At 27.1% G+C, this 16,596-nt stretch carries 16 protein-coding genes and 2 tRNA genes; 9 read left to right on the top strand and 9 right to left on the bottom strand.

From position 1 onward, the window contains the following. Positions 1 to 89: 89 nt before the first annotated feature. Both FDK22_RS06040 and FDK22_RS06035 read left to right on the top strand, forming a co-directional pair. Entirely contained in the window at positions 90 to 2,297 is a 2,208-nt protein-coding gene (locus FDK22_RS06040) for a 7TM diverse intracellular signaling domain-containing protein (RefSeq protein ID WP_212744986.1), read from the top strand. 62 nt (positions 2,298 to 2,359) lie between these two features. After that, positions 2,360 to 2,635, top strand: a complete 276-nt coding sequence (locus tag FDK22_RS06035) for a hypothetical protein (RefSeq protein ID WP_138152009.1) — start codon at positions 2,360 to 2,362, stop codon at positions 2,633 to 2,635. Here FDK22_RS06035 and FDK22_RS06030 read toward each other — a convergent pair. Further along, the gene (locus FDK22_RS06030; RefSeq protein ID WP_138152008.1) at positions 2,628 to 4,256 is read right to left on the bottom strand and encodes an EAL domain-containing protein; all 1,629 of its coding nucleotides are present in this window, start codon (positions 4,254 to 4,256) and stop codon (positions 2,628 to 2,630) included. The two genes, FDK22_RS06035 and FDK22_RS06030, sit on opposite strands and share 8 nt — an antisense overlap. Between FDK22_RS06030 and FDK22_RS06025 the strand changes: the two genes are divergently transcribed. Both FDK22_RS06025 and FDK22_RS06020 read left to right on the top strand, forming a co-directional pair. Continuing rightward, the gene (locus tag FDK22_RS06025; RefSeq protein ID WP_138152007.1) at positions 4,234 to 4,929 is read left to right on the top strand and encodes a metallophosphoesterase; all 696 of its coding nucleotides are present in this window, start codon (positions 4,234 to 4,236) and stop codon (positions 4,927 to 4,929) included. The genes FDK22_RS06030 and FDK22_RS06025 overlap by 23 nt on opposite strands. Positions 4,930 to 4,951: 22 nt before the next feature. Then, positions 4,952 to 5,740, top strand: coding sequence for a hypothetical protein (locus tag FDK22_RS06020; protein WP_138152006.1), 789 nt, complete (start codon positions 4,952 to 4,954; stop codon positions 5,738 to 5,740). Positions 5,741 to 5,963: 223 nt separating this feature from the next. Here the strand turns inward: FDK22_RS06020 and FDK22_RS06015 are convergent, their stop codons facing one another. From FDK22_RS06015 to mqnP, 7 genes are all read right to left on the bottom strand, one after another. Beyond that, positions 5,964 to 7,007 carry a hypothetical protein gene (locus FDK22_RS06015; RefSeq protein WP_138152005.1) on the bottom strand — a complete coding sequence of 348 codons (1,044 nt, stop codon included), beginning with the start codon at positions 7,005 to 7,007 and terminating at the stop codon, positions 5,964 to 5,966. 38 nt (positions 7,008 to 7,045) lie between these two features. Further along, complete coding sequence (locus FDK22_RS06010; RefSeq protein WP_138152004.1) at positions 7,046 to 8,023, bottom strand: nucleotidyl transferase AbiEii/AbiGii toxin family protein; 978 nt, start codon at positions 8,021 to 8,023, stop codon at positions 7,046 to 7,048. Continuing rightward, positions 8,016 to 8,621: a DUF6088 family protein gene (locus tag FDK22_RS06005; RefSeq protein WP_138152003.1), complete on the bottom strand. Its 606-nt coding sequence runs from the start codon at positions 8,619 to 8,621 to the stop codon at positions 8,016 to 8,018. The genes FDK22_RS06010 and FDK22_RS06005 overlap by 8 nt, the downstream gene beginning before the upstream one ends. 116 nt (positions 8,622 to 8,737) lie before the next feature. Then, positions 8,738 to 8,814 (bottom strand) — tRNA-Arg (locus FDK22_RS06000). A gap of 164 nt (positions 8,815 to 8,978) precedes the next feature. Beyond that, positions 8,979 to 9,055 (bottom strand) — tRNA-Arg (locus FDK22_RS05995). Between the two features lie 93 nt (positions 9,056 to 9,148). Further along, entirely contained in the window at positions 9,149 to 9,958 is an 810-nt protein-coding gene (locus FDK22_RS05990; protein ID WP_138152002.1) for a GGDEF domain-containing protein, read from the bottom strand. A gap of 93 nt (positions 9,959 to 10,051) precedes the next feature. Next, positions 10,052 to 10,921: a menaquinone biosynthesis prenyltransferase MqnP gene (gene mqnP, locus FDK22_RS05985; RefSeq protein ID WP_138152001.1), complete on the bottom strand. Its 870-nt coding sequence runs from the start codon at positions 10,919 to 10,921 to the stop codon at positions 10,052 to 10,054. A gap of 54 nt (positions 10,922 to 10,975) precedes the next feature. Between mqnP and miaA the strand changes: the two genes are divergently transcribed. From miaA to rsmI, 3 genes are all read left to right on the top strand, one after another. Beyond that, a complete protein-coding gene (miaA, locus tag FDK22_RS05980; RefSeq protein ID WP_138152000.1) occupies positions 10,976 to 11,851 on the top strand; it encodes a tRNA (adenosine(37)-N6)-dimethylallyltransferase MiaA in 876 nt (291 codons plus the stop codon). A gap of 83 nt (positions 11,852 to 11,934) precedes the next feature. After that, on the top strand, positions 11,935 to 12,135 hold the full coding sequence (gene rpmE / locus FDK22_RS05975; RefSeq protein WP_138151999.1) for a 50S ribosomal protein L31: 201 nt from the start codon (positions 11,935 to 11,937) through the stop codon (positions 12,133 to 12,135). Between the two features lie 12 nt (positions 12,136 to 12,147). Further along, the gene (rsmI, locus tag FDK22_RS05970; RefSeq protein ID WP_138151998.1) at positions 12,148 to 12,963 is read left to right on the top strand and encodes a 16S rRNA (cytidine(1402)-2'-O)-methyltransferase; all 816 of its coding nucleotides are present in this window, start codon (positions 12,148 to 12,150) and stop codon (positions 12,961 to 12,963) included. Positions 12,964 to 12,969: 6 nt separating this feature from the next. Here rsmI and FDK22_RS15890 read toward each other — a convergent pair whose 3' ends face one another. Beyond that, positions 12,970 to 14,946, bottom strand: coding sequence for a methyl-accepting chemotaxis protein (locus FDK22_RS15890; protein ID WP_138151997.1), 1,977 nt, complete (start codon positions 14,944 to 14,946; stop codon positions 12,970 to 12,972). 131 nt (positions 14,947 to 15,077) lie between these two features. Between FDK22_RS15890 and rlmB the strand changes: the two genes are divergently transcribed. Beyond that, entirely contained in the window at positions 15,078 to 15,761 is a 684-nt protein-coding gene (rlmB, locus tag FDK22_RS05960; protein WP_138151996.1) for a 23S rRNA (guanosine(2251)-2'-O)-methyltransferase RlmB, read from the top strand. Between the two features lie 13 nt (positions 15,762 to 15,774). Beyond that, the gene (locus tag FDK22_RS05955; protein ID WP_138151995.1) at positions 15,775 to 16,590 is read left to right on the top strand and encodes a hypothetical protein; all 816 of its coding nucleotides are present in this window, start codon (positions 15,775 to 15,777) and stop codon (positions 16,588 to 16,590) included. Positions 16,591 to 16,596: the final 6 nt, after the last annotated feature.

Raw genomic sequence — 16,596 nt, 5'->3', positions numbered from 1 at the left:
TATTAATTATTTATTCATATCTATAAATCTATTTATGCTAATATTACCTTTGCAAAACTTTCACCCTTGAAATACTTCGGATTATGAACTTGAAATTTAAACTATTAATACTTTTATTTTTTTTCTCTTTTTTAAATGCAGAATATTTAGTATATGAAGATATAAATGGAAATAAAACATTAGACTATATCAAAAAAAACAAACATTCAATTTTTAAGAAAACAAATAAACCAAGTTTTGCCGCAACTCAATCTACAATTTGGCTAAGTATTACTTTAAAAAATGACTTAAAATACACTTCTTCACAATATATTAGATTTAGAGAAGCCTTTCTTTATAAAATAGAACTCTATGATGAAAACAATATTCTAAAAGGAGGCTCAAGCGTTTCATTTAAAAATAAACAACTTCCATATGTAACAGATACTTTTAAAGTAGAGCTCGAACAAAATAGCAGTAAAACAGTTTTTATAAAGATATTGCCTAAATACAATGCAACTTATGCCTATGATATTTTTAAATCATATAATGAAGTAGATAAACATAATGATTTTTATGAAAATGTTTTTATGATATATCTTTCTATAATGACATTAATTTTGATTAGTGCATTAATCATATTTTTTATATTTAGAGAAAAACTATTTATCTATTATATTTATTTTATATTTATAACTATCATTTTTCAGGTATATCATTCTGGATACATTTTAATGTATATAGATATTCCTAATTTAGTTAAATATGCTGAGATTCTTGCACTAGGAGTATTAATTGGTTCTACTTTATTTATTAAAAAATTTTTTAAAGAACAAGTCAAGAAATACCCTTTTTCAAAATTTTTATTTCAAGCTATACTAATAATGAGCTCACTTGGGATTATATTACTACTTTTTAATTTTAGTTATTATGTCGATCTTTTTATTGAACTAGTGATAATAAACTTTGGATTAATATCTCTAATTTTATTTGTTCTTTATATGATTATCAAGAAAGTTAAATATAGTTTATTTATTTTTATTGGGATGTTCACTTTTATCAATACCTCTATGTATTGTGCTTTATATTTTACGGGGATAATTGATACTAGCTATGGACTTGTAAGTATGCAAATTGGTTCGATAATAGAATCTTTTGCTTTTCTTTCTTTGATTTTATTTCGTATTTATAATCGTATACGTATAGAAAAGAACAAAAGTGAAGAGTATGCTCAAAAACTAAAAGAGATGCAAATTTTAGCAAAAATGGGTATATGGACATACAATATAATTAATGATACGCTTCATTTAGATGAATCTTCAAAAAAAATATATGAAGTAGACAAGGATGTAATTAGTTTTAAACATTTTCTTAATCTTATACATCCAGATGATAGAAAAAATATGTTAAAAATAAAAAAACAAGCACTTTCAAGACAAGATATTCATGAATTTGAATTTAGATTAATCCTTAATTCTGATATTTCAAAACTAAAATATATATCTATTCATTGGCAATTTTCTTATGACTATGAAAATAAACTAAGTCATATAAATGGATATATTATTAACAAAACAGAAAAAGTACTTGCACAAAAAAAACTTGAAAATCAACAATTACTAATAATGCACCAACAAAAACTAGCTCAACAAGGAGAAATTCTAAGTATGATAGCACATCAGTGGAGACAGCCTCTTACTGCCTTATCGGCTACAACAAATGCATTAATACTTAAAAACATGGTAGGAAAAGAGATAAATTCAGATGAACTTTATAATGAACTAAAATTGATATCAACATACACAAATCATTTATCTTCTACTATAGATGATTTTAGAAACTTCTTCAAAGCAGAAAAAGAAAAAACAACTGTTTCGTTTGAAGAGTTAGCAGATAAATCATTAAACATCATAAAACTATCCCTTGAAACAAATGATATAAAGATATTCAAAAACTACAATTGTAAAAAAAAGTTTTCTACCTATGAAAATGAAGTAAGACAAGTGATATTGAATATATTTAAAAATGCAGAAGATGTACTAATTGAAAGAAAAATTGAAGATAAAAAAATCTTCATTGAAACAAAAGAAGAAAACAATTATATAGTCCTAAGCATCAATGATAATGCAGGGGGAATAAAAGAAGAGTTACTTAGTAAAATATTCGAAGCATATTTTTCCACTAAAAAAAATAAAGATGGTACAGGACTTGGTCTTTATATGAGTAGAACAATAATAAATAAACATTGCAATGGCAAACTTGAAGCATCAAATAATAAATATGGTGCTGTTTTTACTATTAAGATTCCTAAAAGTTAGTATTCACGATAGTTCCACTTTTTGTTTTTAAACTTCCATATATAAACGTTAAGGAGTAAAAAATGAAAAAGTTATTAGCTATGGGTTTGATTATAGGTTTAGGTGTTTTGAGTTTAAATGCAAAACAATTTGATAGACACTATGATAACTTTATAAAAGTAAATCCTGAAATAGAAAGAATCTCAGACTTTAGAGAAAAAATAAGACACAATGAGATAAAAATCCAAAAACTTTGGGAAAAGATACAAGTGTTAGAACAAAAAAACAATAGATACTTTCACAAAATAAAAAGAATAAAAGAGAAAAACCATCATAGAAGATATGGTCTTCTTAGATAAAATCCTCTTTAAAATTTGGCTTTTCTAATGGCTCACTAATATAGTCTCCTTGAGAAAAGTCAATATCTAATTTATTTACTAATTCAAAAATCTCTTTATTTTCTACAAACTCGGCAACAGTCTTTAGGTTTAAATTTTTTGCAAACTTAATTATTGTTTCTACAATTTTGTAACTAGTTTTATCTTTAACGATATTTTTGATAAGTGAAGCATCAATTTTCAGACAATCAACATCCATCTTTAATAGATGCTCAAAATTAGAATACCCTGTACCAAAATCATCAATAGAGACTTTGCAACCAAGCTTTTTGACTGCTTTTATGAAACATATTAAAACATCATAGTTTTTTATATTTTCATTTTCTAAAATCTCCCAAGTTAATCTTTTGGATACTTGATATTTTTTTAGCATCTCTTCAATATATATCAAAAAAGTTGGGTCATTTATATCTTCATATGAAATATTTATGGAAAACTCATAATCAAGATTTTCAAACTCTTTAAAAGATTTTTCAATCACATTTTTTGTGATATCTTTATATAAACAAGCTTTTTTTGATATATCCAAAAAGTGATATGGGGCTACAACTTCATCATTTTGTTTATCATACAATCTTACTAAAGCTTCATATCTCTGAACTTTTTTTGTACGATTGTCTAAAATAGGCTGAAAATAAACAATAACATCATCATCTAAAAGTGCTTTTTTTAACTTTTTAGCCCAATACATATTGCTTTCATATTCTTCTAAATTGTCAAGTTTCTCATAAAATACTAAATATAACTTGTTTTCTGTTTTTGCCTTTTGAAGAGCTAAGTCAGCAGTGATAAGTTTGTTTTTTTTGGTAGAAAAAGTTATACCTGCAACAGCATCAATGTCTATTTCATATTCTTGTTCTTTAATGATTTGATTGTTTATGCCACTTAACATATAAAAAACCAAATTTTGAAACTCTTTTTTTGATAAATTAATATTTGCTAAACAAAAAACATCGGAAGGAAACTTATATAATGTCACGCGATTATGTACTAATTCAATATATTTTGTAAGTAACTCTTTTGTATGTTTTAAGACCTTGTCACCTATTCTTATACCAAAAAAGTCGTTTATTCCTCTAAAATTTTTTATATCTATTATTGCAAGTGCATTTATATGTAAAGAATCATTTTGTAAATCTTTTATTAGTTTTACACGGTTTGGTAATTGAGTCAAAGAATCAGTATATAAAAGTTTGTTTATACTTGTTTGATAATTGAGCTCTCGCTCAAAAAGTTTTTTACAAAATCTAATTTTACGGATAATCAACTCTTGAGGCATCATATAACTAATGTAATCAAAGATGAAATCAAACTCAACTTGTATATCTTTTTCTTCCCCTATTATTAAAATAGGATTTGTAGTATAATTTAAGTTATTTTCTTCAATTATCTCTTTAAAATCTTCTAGTGAAAAGATATCAGGATTGATGATAATCATATGAATAAATTCCTCTTTTAAAACAGCACTTATTGTGCTATAGTCACTTAAAATACTTATTTTAGTATTGTCTAGACTATCTGTAATAAAAGAAAAATTTTTTGATGTAAATTCATCATCTATGATCAATATATTAAATAACATAGTTTTATTATACTTAAAAGAACATTATTATATGTATATAGTCTGTGTTTTAGGAAATCATGATTATTATCTAATTGGTCCAGAAGCTGCAACAAAATACATAGACTCTTTTAAAAGAGTTGAAGAGATGAGGAACTTAATCAATAAAGAGCAGAATATGTATTGTCTTAATGGTGATTTCGTTCAAATTAATGGGATTGTTTTTGCAGGCTTTGATTCTTGGTACAATGAAGGATACCTTGAAAGACAATATCCAATGGAGTCTTTCCCTCCATATTCAACAAATCAAATCTGGAGTCAGTTTATGAATGATGCAGATTATATATATGGGATTACGAATTATGATGATATTTGGAAAATTGAAAAGTCAAAAATAGAAACAGTTTATGAACAGTGTGATGTAATGATTACGCATGTCAATCCATCTTGTAAAGATGAGCATATAAATATTAAATATCGAAATAATCCTTCTAATATATTTTTTTCTTTTGAAGGAGAGAAATATAGAAAGTGTGGGAATATGAAGTATTGGATATTTGGACATACTCATGAAGAATTAGAATATAAAGAGTTTGGAGTAAAATGTCTTTGTAATCCACTAGGCTATCCAGGTGAGAGAGAAGATGGAGTAAATATAAAAAGCTTTAAAATAGATTTTAAAAGTATAAAATAATAAGGATTTTAAACTGAAAAAATTGAACTGTAATACAAAAAGAATTAGTGTAAAAAACTATAATATCTTTGAATTTTATATTAAGTACTTCAATGAAAAAACTTTGTATATAAACCTTGAAATAGATAATCAAATTTCAAAAGAGTTTTATATACAAAAAAACAAAGACTTTATAAATGAAATCATTACTTGGCTAAAAGAAATAGAAAAAGAACCTATATCAACTAAATTAATTGAAGCTTCAATCAATTTTTCAGAGGATAGTAATCAATACACTTTTTCAGCAAAATCTTTTGAAAAAAATATAAAGTTTAATATATCAAAAAATGAAGAAGTCATTTTAAAACTTTTGATAAATAAAAAGATTTTTATTAGAAAATTAAAAAGTTCAGTTTATTATACTCTAAAATATAAATTTACTAATTTAAATCTAGATAAATCTATTGAAAATATAATATCAGACCCCTTTATAAACACTTTGAAAAAGGATAATAATAACATTTCAAAAATTGAAGTTTTGAAAGTAAAAAGAAAATATTCAGATTATATTTTAAAAATAGATGGTAAGGAAATAGATACCCAAAGAACCATAGATATTTATGCATTATTAAACAGTACAAAAATTAAAGATTATGGTGAATTTTATTTTTTTACTTGTTCATGTGGTATACCAGATTGTGCTGCAATAACTGAACCTATAAAAGTTGAATTAAATGATGGTTTTATTTATTGGGATATGATGCAACCATATGGAGGAAGATTTAAGTTTAAAAAGTCTCAATATCTAAATGAAATAAATAAATTTAAATAATTCTAGTAAGATAAACTCTTAAATTAAATATATTAGAGTATAAAAAAATATTAAATTAGCCTCTTCCCTTTTTATTATATTTTAGTTAGTATTTAAGATAAGGAATTAAAAATGACAATAGAAGAAATATTTAAATTAACTTTAGCTTTTTCATTAGCTTTTCTAGCATATTATCTATCAGATAAAGATGATAAAGACAATGAATTAAATAAATGAAATAAAACTATTTCAATTTAGGAATTAAATTATTTGCATATCTTAATGCCCATTCATACCAATCATTAAATTCTTGAGAAAGTACTTCATCATTTTTTAGTTCATTTTCTTTGATAGCATCTATATATTGTTTTATTTTAATACTTTTATGATAATCATTTGCTTCTTTTTCTAACTCTAATATTCTTTGTTTTTCTTTTTCAAGATTTTGTTTTTCTAACTCCTTTAATCTTAATTTTTCTTTCCATTTTCTATCTTTTTCTTCACGCTCAAGGTTTTGCTGGTGGATAATTTCTGAAGCATAAATTACTCCTTCAATGAAATTTGGCAATTGATCCTCTAAAGTTTTTGAGTTAGTATCAGACCATTGTTTACGCACGTTTTTTGTATTCCAGAAATACTCTTTTATAATTAAGTATAATTTCCCGGTAGGAGCATATTCATTATATGTATATGAACCCCAATCACTCTTTCTAGTTCCAATAATACTTGATCTTTCTTCTAATCTAATTTGAACTTTTATATTATTTATTACTAAATAAGTATCAGTAGAGTTATCACTTGTTAGAACTTGATAATTGTTTTTTTCAAACCATTTAAAGATAGAATCTAGTATTCGAAAAGCTCTATTTTGTTGAGTCTTTGAAACACGAATATCAACTCCAGCTCCGTAAGAAGAATACATCCCATATTTATCAACACCATACTTTCTTAACAAGGGAATGGTTCTCTTTATATAAGGATGAGGACTAGATAGTGTTTTATTAATTTTAACAGTCAGTTTTTCTTTTTGTGATTTTTCAAAAGCCACTATTTCTTTTTTAGCAGCCTTTTTTGAAATTGTATAATCACTAAATACTGGAAGTTTAGGAATAGTTACATCTTTTTTAAATTCCTTTTTCCTCCAATACCCAGATGAAGGAGTTGGGATATTTAACTTATCACAATATCGTTTTAGCTTTACATTAGTTGTTTTATATTTATCTGCAAGTTTTACTAATGGCATATTCCATACTTGAATATACAATTGTTCTCTATTAAAAAATTTCATATATAATACCCCCTCCTCCTGTAAGATTAGTAGATATTTTAACTATTTATTTCATTTTCCAAATTAGTTAAAATCTCAATAATTTCATCAAATTCTAAATGCTTATCAAAAATCATATTACCCATTGCTTTGTAATCTTCTTCTAGTTCTTTTATCCTATATTTTGGTGGGATTAATTTTAGTGTACCAACTTTTGCACTATCATAATTAGCCCAATTTACAGGATAAAATTTCTTCTTAAATTCAACTACTTTTTCTAATAGGTCTAAATCTTTTAGTGCATCATCTTTCACATTTGAAGTAGCCATAATTGCTAAATCATAGTAATGTCTAGAGTATCTAGGAGGCATAGTTTTTTCTTCTGCTCTATGTGCTTCTTGATGTAATATAGTTGCTTTCTCCCAAAATGTCCTATGTGCAACAATTGCATTTACATTACATTTTACTTGTGTAAATAAATCAGGAAAATGTTCTGCTGCATAAGAACTGATTTCATAATTATCATGCGGTAACCATGATGCTAATGGCCCTATTTCTAATAGTATTTGTGGTCTTAGATAATCATCTTTAAATGAAGAGGGGTATGTTATATTGATATTATGTTCATCTTCTTCATCAATTTTGCAAATACAATGAGGGGATAGCAGTTCACTCATAATTGGTAATAGTTCATCTTTTATATAAACTTTTGCAGTTTCATTTACTTCCTTATTGTATTTATCTTGTTTATTTTTACTTCTTTCATCATTTGGGTCAGTTTGGGATACTAGATTCCAATCTAAAATTAAATCAATATCTTCAGAAAATCTTCCAATAAGGTGAAATACTTTTGAAAGTGATGTTCCACCTTTAAACATCAGTATTTTATTTAATCTTTCATCACTAAAGATTTTGCTAAGAGTCCATACAAGCCAAAAATCTTTTTCAACAATTGCATTAGTAGTATGCATAAGTCTAGCTGTTTCGCTAAATAGTTCTTGTCTTTCTTCTTTTAATAGATTTACAATATTATCCATTTTTGCATACCTCTTTTATCGTTTCATAAATCCATACCGTTGAAGATTTTGTATCCTTTAATATTTTTTCATACATTGAATCATCTATTTGAGTTCTTATCTTTTCTATTACCTTATCATTGATATTTTCTTTACCTAAAGTTTTTAATGCTTGAACTAAAAGTGAACTCTCTTTATATTTAAAACCTATATTTTTTAGTACAGATTTTTTGAATTCTATTTTTGCTCCATCATTAAGAGTATATGTTTTACTTGGTCCATCACTATAATAAAGATAGTTTCCTGGTATTTGAGTTGATAGCTTAAGTAGGTTTAATGCAGTATCTCCACTAACTTCTATTCTCCAGTTAAATTTTCTTGCATAGGCACGTGCTACTTGTTCAATATCTGGGCTTAAATCTTTTTTTAATAACTTACTATATTTAGGATAATCATATACTCCTCTGGCTACTCTTCTTATTTTACCTTCTTTTGTTAAATCAGATAGAACACTATCTGCTTCTTGTCTTGTAAATTTTGACAATAAATCTTTTGGTGAAAATGCCCACCCCCTACCATGACCTGATATGAAGTAAAATACTTTATTATAGAGTTCCATTTGACATTACCTAGCTTTTTATTTCCAGAAAAAAGTATATCTTTTTCTGGAAATATGATACTTTATATTAACTTAAAACTTTTTTATTATTAATATATACATTAGAATAAATAAAATGGCAGCGATGGTAAGAGTCGAACTCACAACCTGACGGGTCGAAACCGCCTGCTCTATCCAGTTGAGCTACATCGCCTAATTCAATTATTATATATTTGTTTTTCTAAATTTTATATTTGGCAGTATTATGCCCATCATAAATTTTAGTTTTAGTTGGAAATAAGTGGGAAAGTGTTTTTATCAAAAGTAAAAAAGCCCGATATAAAAACTCCAAAGAGTCCATTATATCGAGCTTTAAAATGGCACGCCTGGTAAGATTCGAACTCACAACCGCCGGGGCCGAAACCCAGTGCTCTATCCAGTTGAGCCACAGACGCGCTTATATCAGTTTCACACTGATTGGAAGCGAATAATACATTGATTTTCTTTAAAAATCTCTGAAAACACTCTTATGTAGGCTTTAGAGAGTTTTAATTTTCTCTACTTGCCTCTTTGTTTTTATACATAAGTTCATCAACGGTATTAAGAATCACTTCCGCATAATCACCCTTTTTAAAAGGACTAATCCCAAAAGAAAAAGAGAACTGAAGTTCATCTATTTTTGCAGATTTTAATTTTTGGTGTGAAAGTTTTTCTTGGGCTTCAAAGATAGTTCTATCTACATTTAAAACTGTAGTTTTTTCTTTGTTAAATAAAACTATAAATTCATCACCTGCATATCTTACGATATCTACACCTGGGGTTTGCAACTCTTTTTTTAAAAATCTTACAAGATATTTTAAAACTTGGTCACCAACAATATGTCCATAAGTATCGTTTATACGCTTAAATTTGTTTAGGTCTAAAAAGGCGATAAAACCATCATGTTGAAAAATATCATCATTTAAGTATTCATCTGTAAACCATTTTCTGTTGTATGCTCCAGTTAAAGGGTCAGAAAAAAGTTGTTTTTGTAAAGCATTGATTTCTCTTCTCATTTGAGCAATTTCTAAATTGATTTTTTCTAAAGAATTACTATCATTATTCTTTATAGCAATTTGAGCATCTGTTGTTGATTTATAAAAATTATCTAGATTTTTGTTTGTTTTTTTAACTATATTATTTACATAGTTTGTATCATTACTTAATTCTTTTAATACTACATTTTCATCTTTAACATCTAGTTCAAGGCCCTTTGCAAAGGTTTCAAAAGTAGTTGAATATTTGCCAGGTAAAATAATATCTTCATTTTTTAAGTTTTTTACAGTCATATAAGTGACTTGTCTTAATTTATCGCTCATTTAGTAATTCCCACCCTAAAAGATAAGAAAATATTACTAGAAGTCATCTAAATTTATAGTTAAGAGTTTTTTAATACTGGTATTAAAATAGTCTCAAAATGAATCAATTAATATTAAAAAGAAAAATACAATACCAAGATATCCATTTACTGTAAAAAAGGCTTTATCAATTTTTGTGAAGTCTTTATTTACTAAATAGTGTTCATAACTTAACATCACTGCACTAATTATCACAGCAATATAAGCAGACATTCCACTATTTGAACTTATTGCAAATAAAAGCCAAAATAGTACCGTCAAGGCATGAAATACCTTTGATATTAGCATTGTTTTTTGTGGGCCAAATTTACTTGGAATAGAGTGAAGTCCAAGCTCTTTATCCACTTCAATATCTTGTAAAGAATAAAGTAAATCAAATCCAGCAACCCAAAACATAACCCCAATACTAAGTAAAATAGACCATAAAGTAATAGTTTCACTAACAGCAACTACCCCAGCAATAGGCGCAAGAGCCAAAGAGATACCAAGTATCACATGTGCAAGATAAGAAAATCTTTTAAAGTAAGAATATGAACCAATTACAAATAAAATAGGAACTGATAAATAAAAAGCTAAATCATTTACAAAATAAGCAACAACTATAAACCCAAGGGCATTTGCTATAACAAAAACTAACATCTGTGTTGCAGATACTCTTCCATCTACATTTGGTCTATTGATAGTTCTAGGATTTAAAGCATCGATATCTCTATCCATATATCTGTTAAAGCCCATTGCAAAGTTTCTAGCTGTAATAGCCGCTAAAACTCCTAAGATTAAAAGTTTAAAACCAAACCACGGCGAACCATTTACTTCAACAGATGAAACAATCATCGCTATAAATATAAACGGCAAAGAAAATATTGAGTGTTTGAACATAACAAGTTCGTTAAAATCATTTAGTATAGTAGTAATTTTTTTCATGGAACGAAGTATATCAAAAAAGATATTTACAATTGTTTTGCTACAATCATTTTTATGAAAGAGATTGCAATTATTGGCTCAACAGCCTCAGGAAAAACAGCCTTATCAATAGATATAGCACAAAAGACAAATTCTATTATTTTGTCACTTGATTCATTATCAGTATACAAAGAGATAGATATTGCTTCTGCAAAACCAACAAAAGAAGAGCGTAAAGATATAGTTCACTTTGGGATAGATGTACTTTATCCAAATGAAAAGTTTGATGTTATACAGTTTTTTGATGAGTACAAAAAGGCTAAAGCATATGCAAAGGAAAATGGCAAAAATCTTATTATTGTTGGTGGTACAGGTTTTTATTTAAAAGCTTTGATTGAAGGTTTATCAACAGGTATTGAAAAAGAATACGACCTTGAGATGAGTTTTGAAGAAACCTATGATTTTTTATATGAATTAGATAAAACATATATGGAAAAAATTACAAGAAACGATACATATAGAGTAAGAAAAGCTTTCTCTATTTATAAACAAAGTAATATGGCCCCATCAAAATATTTTGAACTAAACAAAAAAGAACCTGTTGCAAAGGATTTAAAAATCTTCGAGATTTTATGGGATAGAGACAAACTTAGAGAAAGAATATCTTTGAGAACTTCCCAAATGATAAAAGATGGTATTATCGATGAAGTGATTTTTTTAGAAAGTAAATACCAAAGGGTGCCAAACTGTATGAGTTCAATAGGTATTGTTGAAACATTACAATATCTTGATGGTAAACTTGACAAAAAGCAACTTGAAGAAAAAATTGCATTAAATACTGCAAAATTAGCAAAAAGACAAAACACTTTCAACAAAGGGCAATTCAAAGAAAAAACTAGCAATATTATAGAAAACTTAAATTCAGATATTATTAAGTATTTTTCGATATAATCCCAGTCCATTAAAAGAGCTTATTAAAGGACGACAAGAGATTCGATCTTTTCTTAGGCATTAATTAAAGTAAGGAAAATCAAGTGAAAAAAGATATTCACCCAGATTACAAAACTTGTACAGTTTCTTGTGCTTGTGGGAATACATTTGAAACTAAATCAAATGTTGAGGCAATGAGAATTGATATTTGTTCTGCTTGTCACCCATTCTTTACTGGTGAGCAAAAAATTGTTGATGCTGCTGGTAGAGTTGAGAAGTTCAAAGCTAAATACGCTAAAAAATAATTATAAAATAGCGTGTTAACATTAGTTCCAACTCCAATAGGAAATTTAGAGGATATCTCTAAACGTTCTTTAAATGTCCTTATGGAAGCGGAACTGATTTTTTGTGAAGATACAAGAGTCACAAAAAAACTTCTAAATCTTCTTTCTGAACGAGAAAATTTAACTTTTAAATGTAGTGAATTTAAATCTTTTCACTCACACAATGAAAATCAAATACTAAAAACTTTAACTCCTGAAACATTTGAAAAAAATATTGTTTATGTTAGTGATGCCGGGATGCCTTGTGTTAGCGACCCAGGTGCTTCATTAGTTCAATATGCTATTGACAATAATATAGAATATGATGTACTTCCAGGGGCAAATGCAGTTTTAACAGCCTTTGCTATGAGTGGTTTTACTCATACAGAGTTTACTTTTTTTGGATTTTTAGCTCATAAAGGGAAAGAAAGAAAAGAGAAACTTACTTCTGTTATGCAAAGTTCAATTTTATCTATTTTATATGAATCACCCCATAGACTTTTAAAAACTCTTGAAGAGATTAAAAATATAGATGAAGAAAGAACAATTTTTTTAGCAAAAGAATTAACAAAACTTCATCAAAAAACTTTTAAAGATTGCGCAAAAAATCTATTTGAGAAATTTAAAGAAGAAAATATAAAAGGGGAATGGGTAATTGTTATTGAACCTACTGAATTCAAAGGTCAAACCCTAGATTTAGATGATATAAAATCCCTAGATATTGCTCCAAAAGCAAAAGCAAAACTACTTGCTAAAATGACAGGGAAAAATGTTAAAGAGATTTACAACGAGTTAATGCAAGAAGATTAAATCTTCTTACATATGATTTTCTAACTGCTCTAAACTATTTTGAATTTGTTCAATTCTATTAATACTTTGAGATAATCTATCAAATTTATCTTTTTTATTAGCAATAAAACTATTTGTTGTTCTAGTACTATCTTTTATATTATTAAATGATTCATTTATAACTTCTGTATTTTCTGAAATTGATTTTAAAGAACTACTTGCACTATCAATCATATAAGCTGTATCTTTAACAGCTCTTACAGTTACATCAACAGAATCATTACTTGATTTTAATCCATCTTGTGTTCTTTTTGCTAACTTTTTAACTTCATCAGCAACAACTTTAAATCCTTTTCCATATTCCCCAGCCCTACTAGCTTCAATTGCTGCATTTAGTGCTAAAAGGTTTGTTTGAATTGCAATATCAGAAATAGATGAAAGAACTTTTTTAATCTCATCTGCATTTGAAGTAAGATTTTCCATATTTGACACAAGTTTTGTATTTGTATCAACATTTGTCATAATATCTTTTGTAAATACTTCAAATTTATTATTCAATTCATCAATAATCTCATTTGCTTTTTGAGTGTTGTCATATACATCATTGATAATAGAAACCATATCTTGAATTAAAGGGAAAGCCTCTTTTAGTTTTTCAATAATTGCTCTTCTAACCTTTGCCATTAATTGAAGCTGATAGATTTCTCTTTTCTCATAATATGCAGAATATTGTGCATATTTTTGTACAAAACTATCTACAAAATCATCTTTGAAATCATTTTCGTTTTCAACTTTGTAGAAAAATAAAGCTGTCAAAGTTTGATTAATATTTACCCCTAATAACTCTCCAAAAGTTGAGAATCCAGCAACAGGGAAGTTATTAAATGTTTGTAATGCACCTAGTCTTTGTTGATTTAAAAGTCTTCTTAAAATACAGTCATTGAACATTGCTCCAAGGGGTTCAAATCTTTTTTGTGATGAAAATCTTCTATAATCCTCTTCTGTTTGAGAAACAAAATCTTTATTTCTAACAAGAAATAAAACATCCCCAAAGGCAATATCACAGAAAAATGAGATAGATTTGTTTTCCACATCCACATTTGCAACTGACCGAATATAAATATCTCCACCAACTTTAATGGCAAAAGTATAATCCCCTAACACAGTTGGAAGCTCTTCAAGAGTACAACTTAATTGATAACTTAACATATCTAAGAAGTTAACTATCTCATTTGTTGATTCATTTAAAACACTATAAACAGTTCTTTTTAAAACATCGGCATCGGCAACTAAATAAGAAGCATTTGTTTCCTCAACACTTTGTGATTTTAAAACTCCATATCTATAACCCTGTTTTAATTTTACTAAACAAACAACCGCTTTATGTCTTACTGCTTGTGAGTTATCAAAAATATACGTTTCTTTAAAATCTAGTTTACCTCCAGCACTTCCACCAATAATAAGACATGGAAGTTTTCCACTTTTATAAACTGCTTCTGTAAAAAAACTCTCAGAACTTGAAAGTCCATCAATCAAAGTAAGTGCAAAAGTGTTTTCATGGTGTATTTTTGTATTTATATTTTGTCTTTTTAACTCTTGTGTAATTCTATCAACTCTTTGTGAGTGATCCATACTAGAAGAACTCATATCTTCACTAAATAATGGAATAGATAAAACTTCTACTGATTCAATCATAGATGATGAAAAAGATTGTAATACAATATTTTCCCAAGTTGAACTTGCATCGTTGTATAGCATTCCCCTTTTCTCTTCTATATTAAAAGTACATAGTTCCCCTGCTGTTGTAATTAAAATAACTTTTGTTTCACTAGGAAATAAAGATTTTATTTTTTGAGAAACACTATTAAAATTTATGTGTGGAGAGATGTATCCTAAAACAAAAGCTGGCGCTTCTTCCCCGAAATAAAGCCCCTTTGCCAATGTTCTATCAAGTTGAGACTCGCTAGTATTTACTGTTTTTATATATTCCAAATTGTTATTCATAATTGCCTCTTACTATATAATTTCCAAAAGTATAACAAAAAACTATAGCATAAGTGTATCTTTTTTTATAAAAAAAAACATTATTTATCTTCAAAAGTAGTTTATCAACAATTTTTAGATAAAATCTTGCCATGATTATATATGGGAAACAAGTAGTACTTTATGTACTCGAAAGACATCCAAACCTTATTGAAGAGGTTATGTTCTCAAAAGAGATTGAACCAAAACTTTTTAAAAAGTTTACAAATCTAAACAAAAAAATCATAAAACTTGATAACAAGAAAGCACAGAGTTTGGCAAAAGGTGGAAATCACCAAGGATTTTTTCTAAAACTTAGCCAATATGAAACAGTGTCTTTAAAAGATTTGAAAGACTCAAGTTTTATTGTTGTATTAGATGGATTAACTGATGTAGGGAATATTGGAGCTATTTGCCGAACAGCATACTCTTTAGGAGTTGATGCGATTATTGCAAGTAATGTAAAACAACTAAACTATGAAGGAATAGCAAGAACTAGTAGTGGGGCTTTATTTGACATCCCTTTTTGTCATGTACCAAATATTCTTGATGTAGCAAATGAATTAAAACAACAAAACTTTAAACTATTTGGTGCTGCTATGAATGGAATAGATTTAAAAAAATTTGATAATACAAGTGAAAAAACAGCTTTACTTTTAGGAAGTGAAGGTGCTGGATTATCAAATAAAGTTATTAAAAAACTTGATGAAACAGTTTCAATTAAAATGTTTAATGATTTTGATTCTTTAAATGTTTCAGTTGCAGGTGGAATTTTAATTTATAATTTAAAAAGATAAGAGAGAAACTATTTTGAAAAAATTATCATTTATTTTTATTTTTTGTTCAGTATTATTAAATGGAGCAACTTTCAATGAAAAAGTTGCAAATATTATTGGATATGATACTTTCAATGAAAATCTAAGTTTGATAAATTATATTTTTCAAGATAAATCTGCTTATTATCAAAACCAATCTTTAAACTATCCAGCAGTTATGCAAAGATTAAAAGATAATGGTTTGTTAAATGTCTCTTTAAATGCACCAGAAAATATCACAATTAGTTTTGAGATATCAAATGCACCAATAAAATCAATGAAAATCATTTCTGATTCATTAAAAAGATTAGGTTATTACCACTATTTTACGAAAAGTTTAGTTTATAATGAAGATAGAACCTCTACTTGGATTATAAATCTAAAAACTGAAGCCGCCATTGACCCTCTAATGCTATCAATAGAATTAGCACAAAGTAATTGCAAATTTATTGATATCAAAAAAGAGGGGTATACTAAATGGTCGTATGTAATTGATACGTCCAATTCAACTTTAGCAAAATCTCAAAGTATTATATTAGGGGAGAAAGTTGATTTAAGAAAACCATTGAAGCCTTATTTCATAGATTTTGAAGGAGCAAGTGACTTAATTGTTTTATCAAAACCAGGTAATCAATGGTTTCCAGATATAGTGTTTTACGATAAAGATTTAAATATTTTAGAAATAGTTAAAGATAATAAAAAATCAAGGTCTTTAAAACTAGCTATTCCTGAAAATACTAAATATGTAAAAATTGATGATATATATACGCTTGAAAATATAAAGCGTGGATTAAGTGTAATGATTAAATAAGGAGTG

It is taken from the genome of Arcobacter arenosus (assembly GCF_005771535.1).
Classification (GTDB): domain Bacteria; phylum Campylobacterota; class Campylobacteria; order Campylobacterales; family Arcobacteraceae; genus Halarcobacter; species Halarcobacter arenosus.
Note: the sequence above shows the minus strand (reverse complement) of the source record. Positions and strands in the feature narration are given on the sequence as shown.

Coding starts and splice junctions, on each gene's coding strand:
- FDK22_RS06035 (WP_138152009.1), top strand. CDS start 2,360: ATGAAAAAGTTATTAGCTATGGGTTTGATTATAGGTTTAGGTGTTTTG.
- FDK22_RS06025 (WP_138152007.1), top strand. CDS start 4,234: ATGATCAATATATTAAATAACATAGTTTTATTATACTTAAAAGAACAT.
- FDK22_RS06030 (WP_138152008.1), bottom strand. CDS start 4,256: ATGTTATTTAATATATTGATCATAGATGATGAATTTACATCAAAAAAT.
- FDK22_RS06015 (WP_138152005.1), bottom strand. CDS start 7,007: ATGAAATTTTTTAATAGAGAACAATTGTATATTCAAGTATGGAATATG.
- FDK22_RS06010 (WP_138152004.1), bottom strand. CDS start 8,023: ATGGATAATATTGTAAATCTATTAAAAGAAGAAAGACAAGAACTATTT.
- FDK22_RS06005 (WP_138152003.1), bottom strand. CDS start 8,621: ATGGAACTCTATAATAAAGTATTTTACTTCATATCAGGTCATGGTAGG.
- FDK22_RS05990 (WP_138152002.1), bottom strand. CDS start 9,958: ATGAGCGATAAATTAAGACAAGTCACTTATATGACTGTAAAAAACTTA.
- mqnP (WP_138152001.1), bottom strand. CDS start 10,921: ATGAAAAAAATTACTACTATACTAAATGATTTTAACGAACTTGTTATG.
- miaA (WP_138152000.1), top strand. CDS start 10,976: ATGAAAGAGATTGCAATTATTGGCTCAACAGCCTCAGGAAAAACAGCC.
- FDK22_RS15890 (WP_138151997.1), bottom strand. CDS start 14,946: ATGAATAACAATTTGGAATATATAAAAACAGTAAATACTAGCGAGTCT.
- rlmB (WP_138151996.1), top strand. CDS start 15,078: ATGATTATATATGGGAAACAAGTAGTACTTTATGTACTCGAAAGACAT.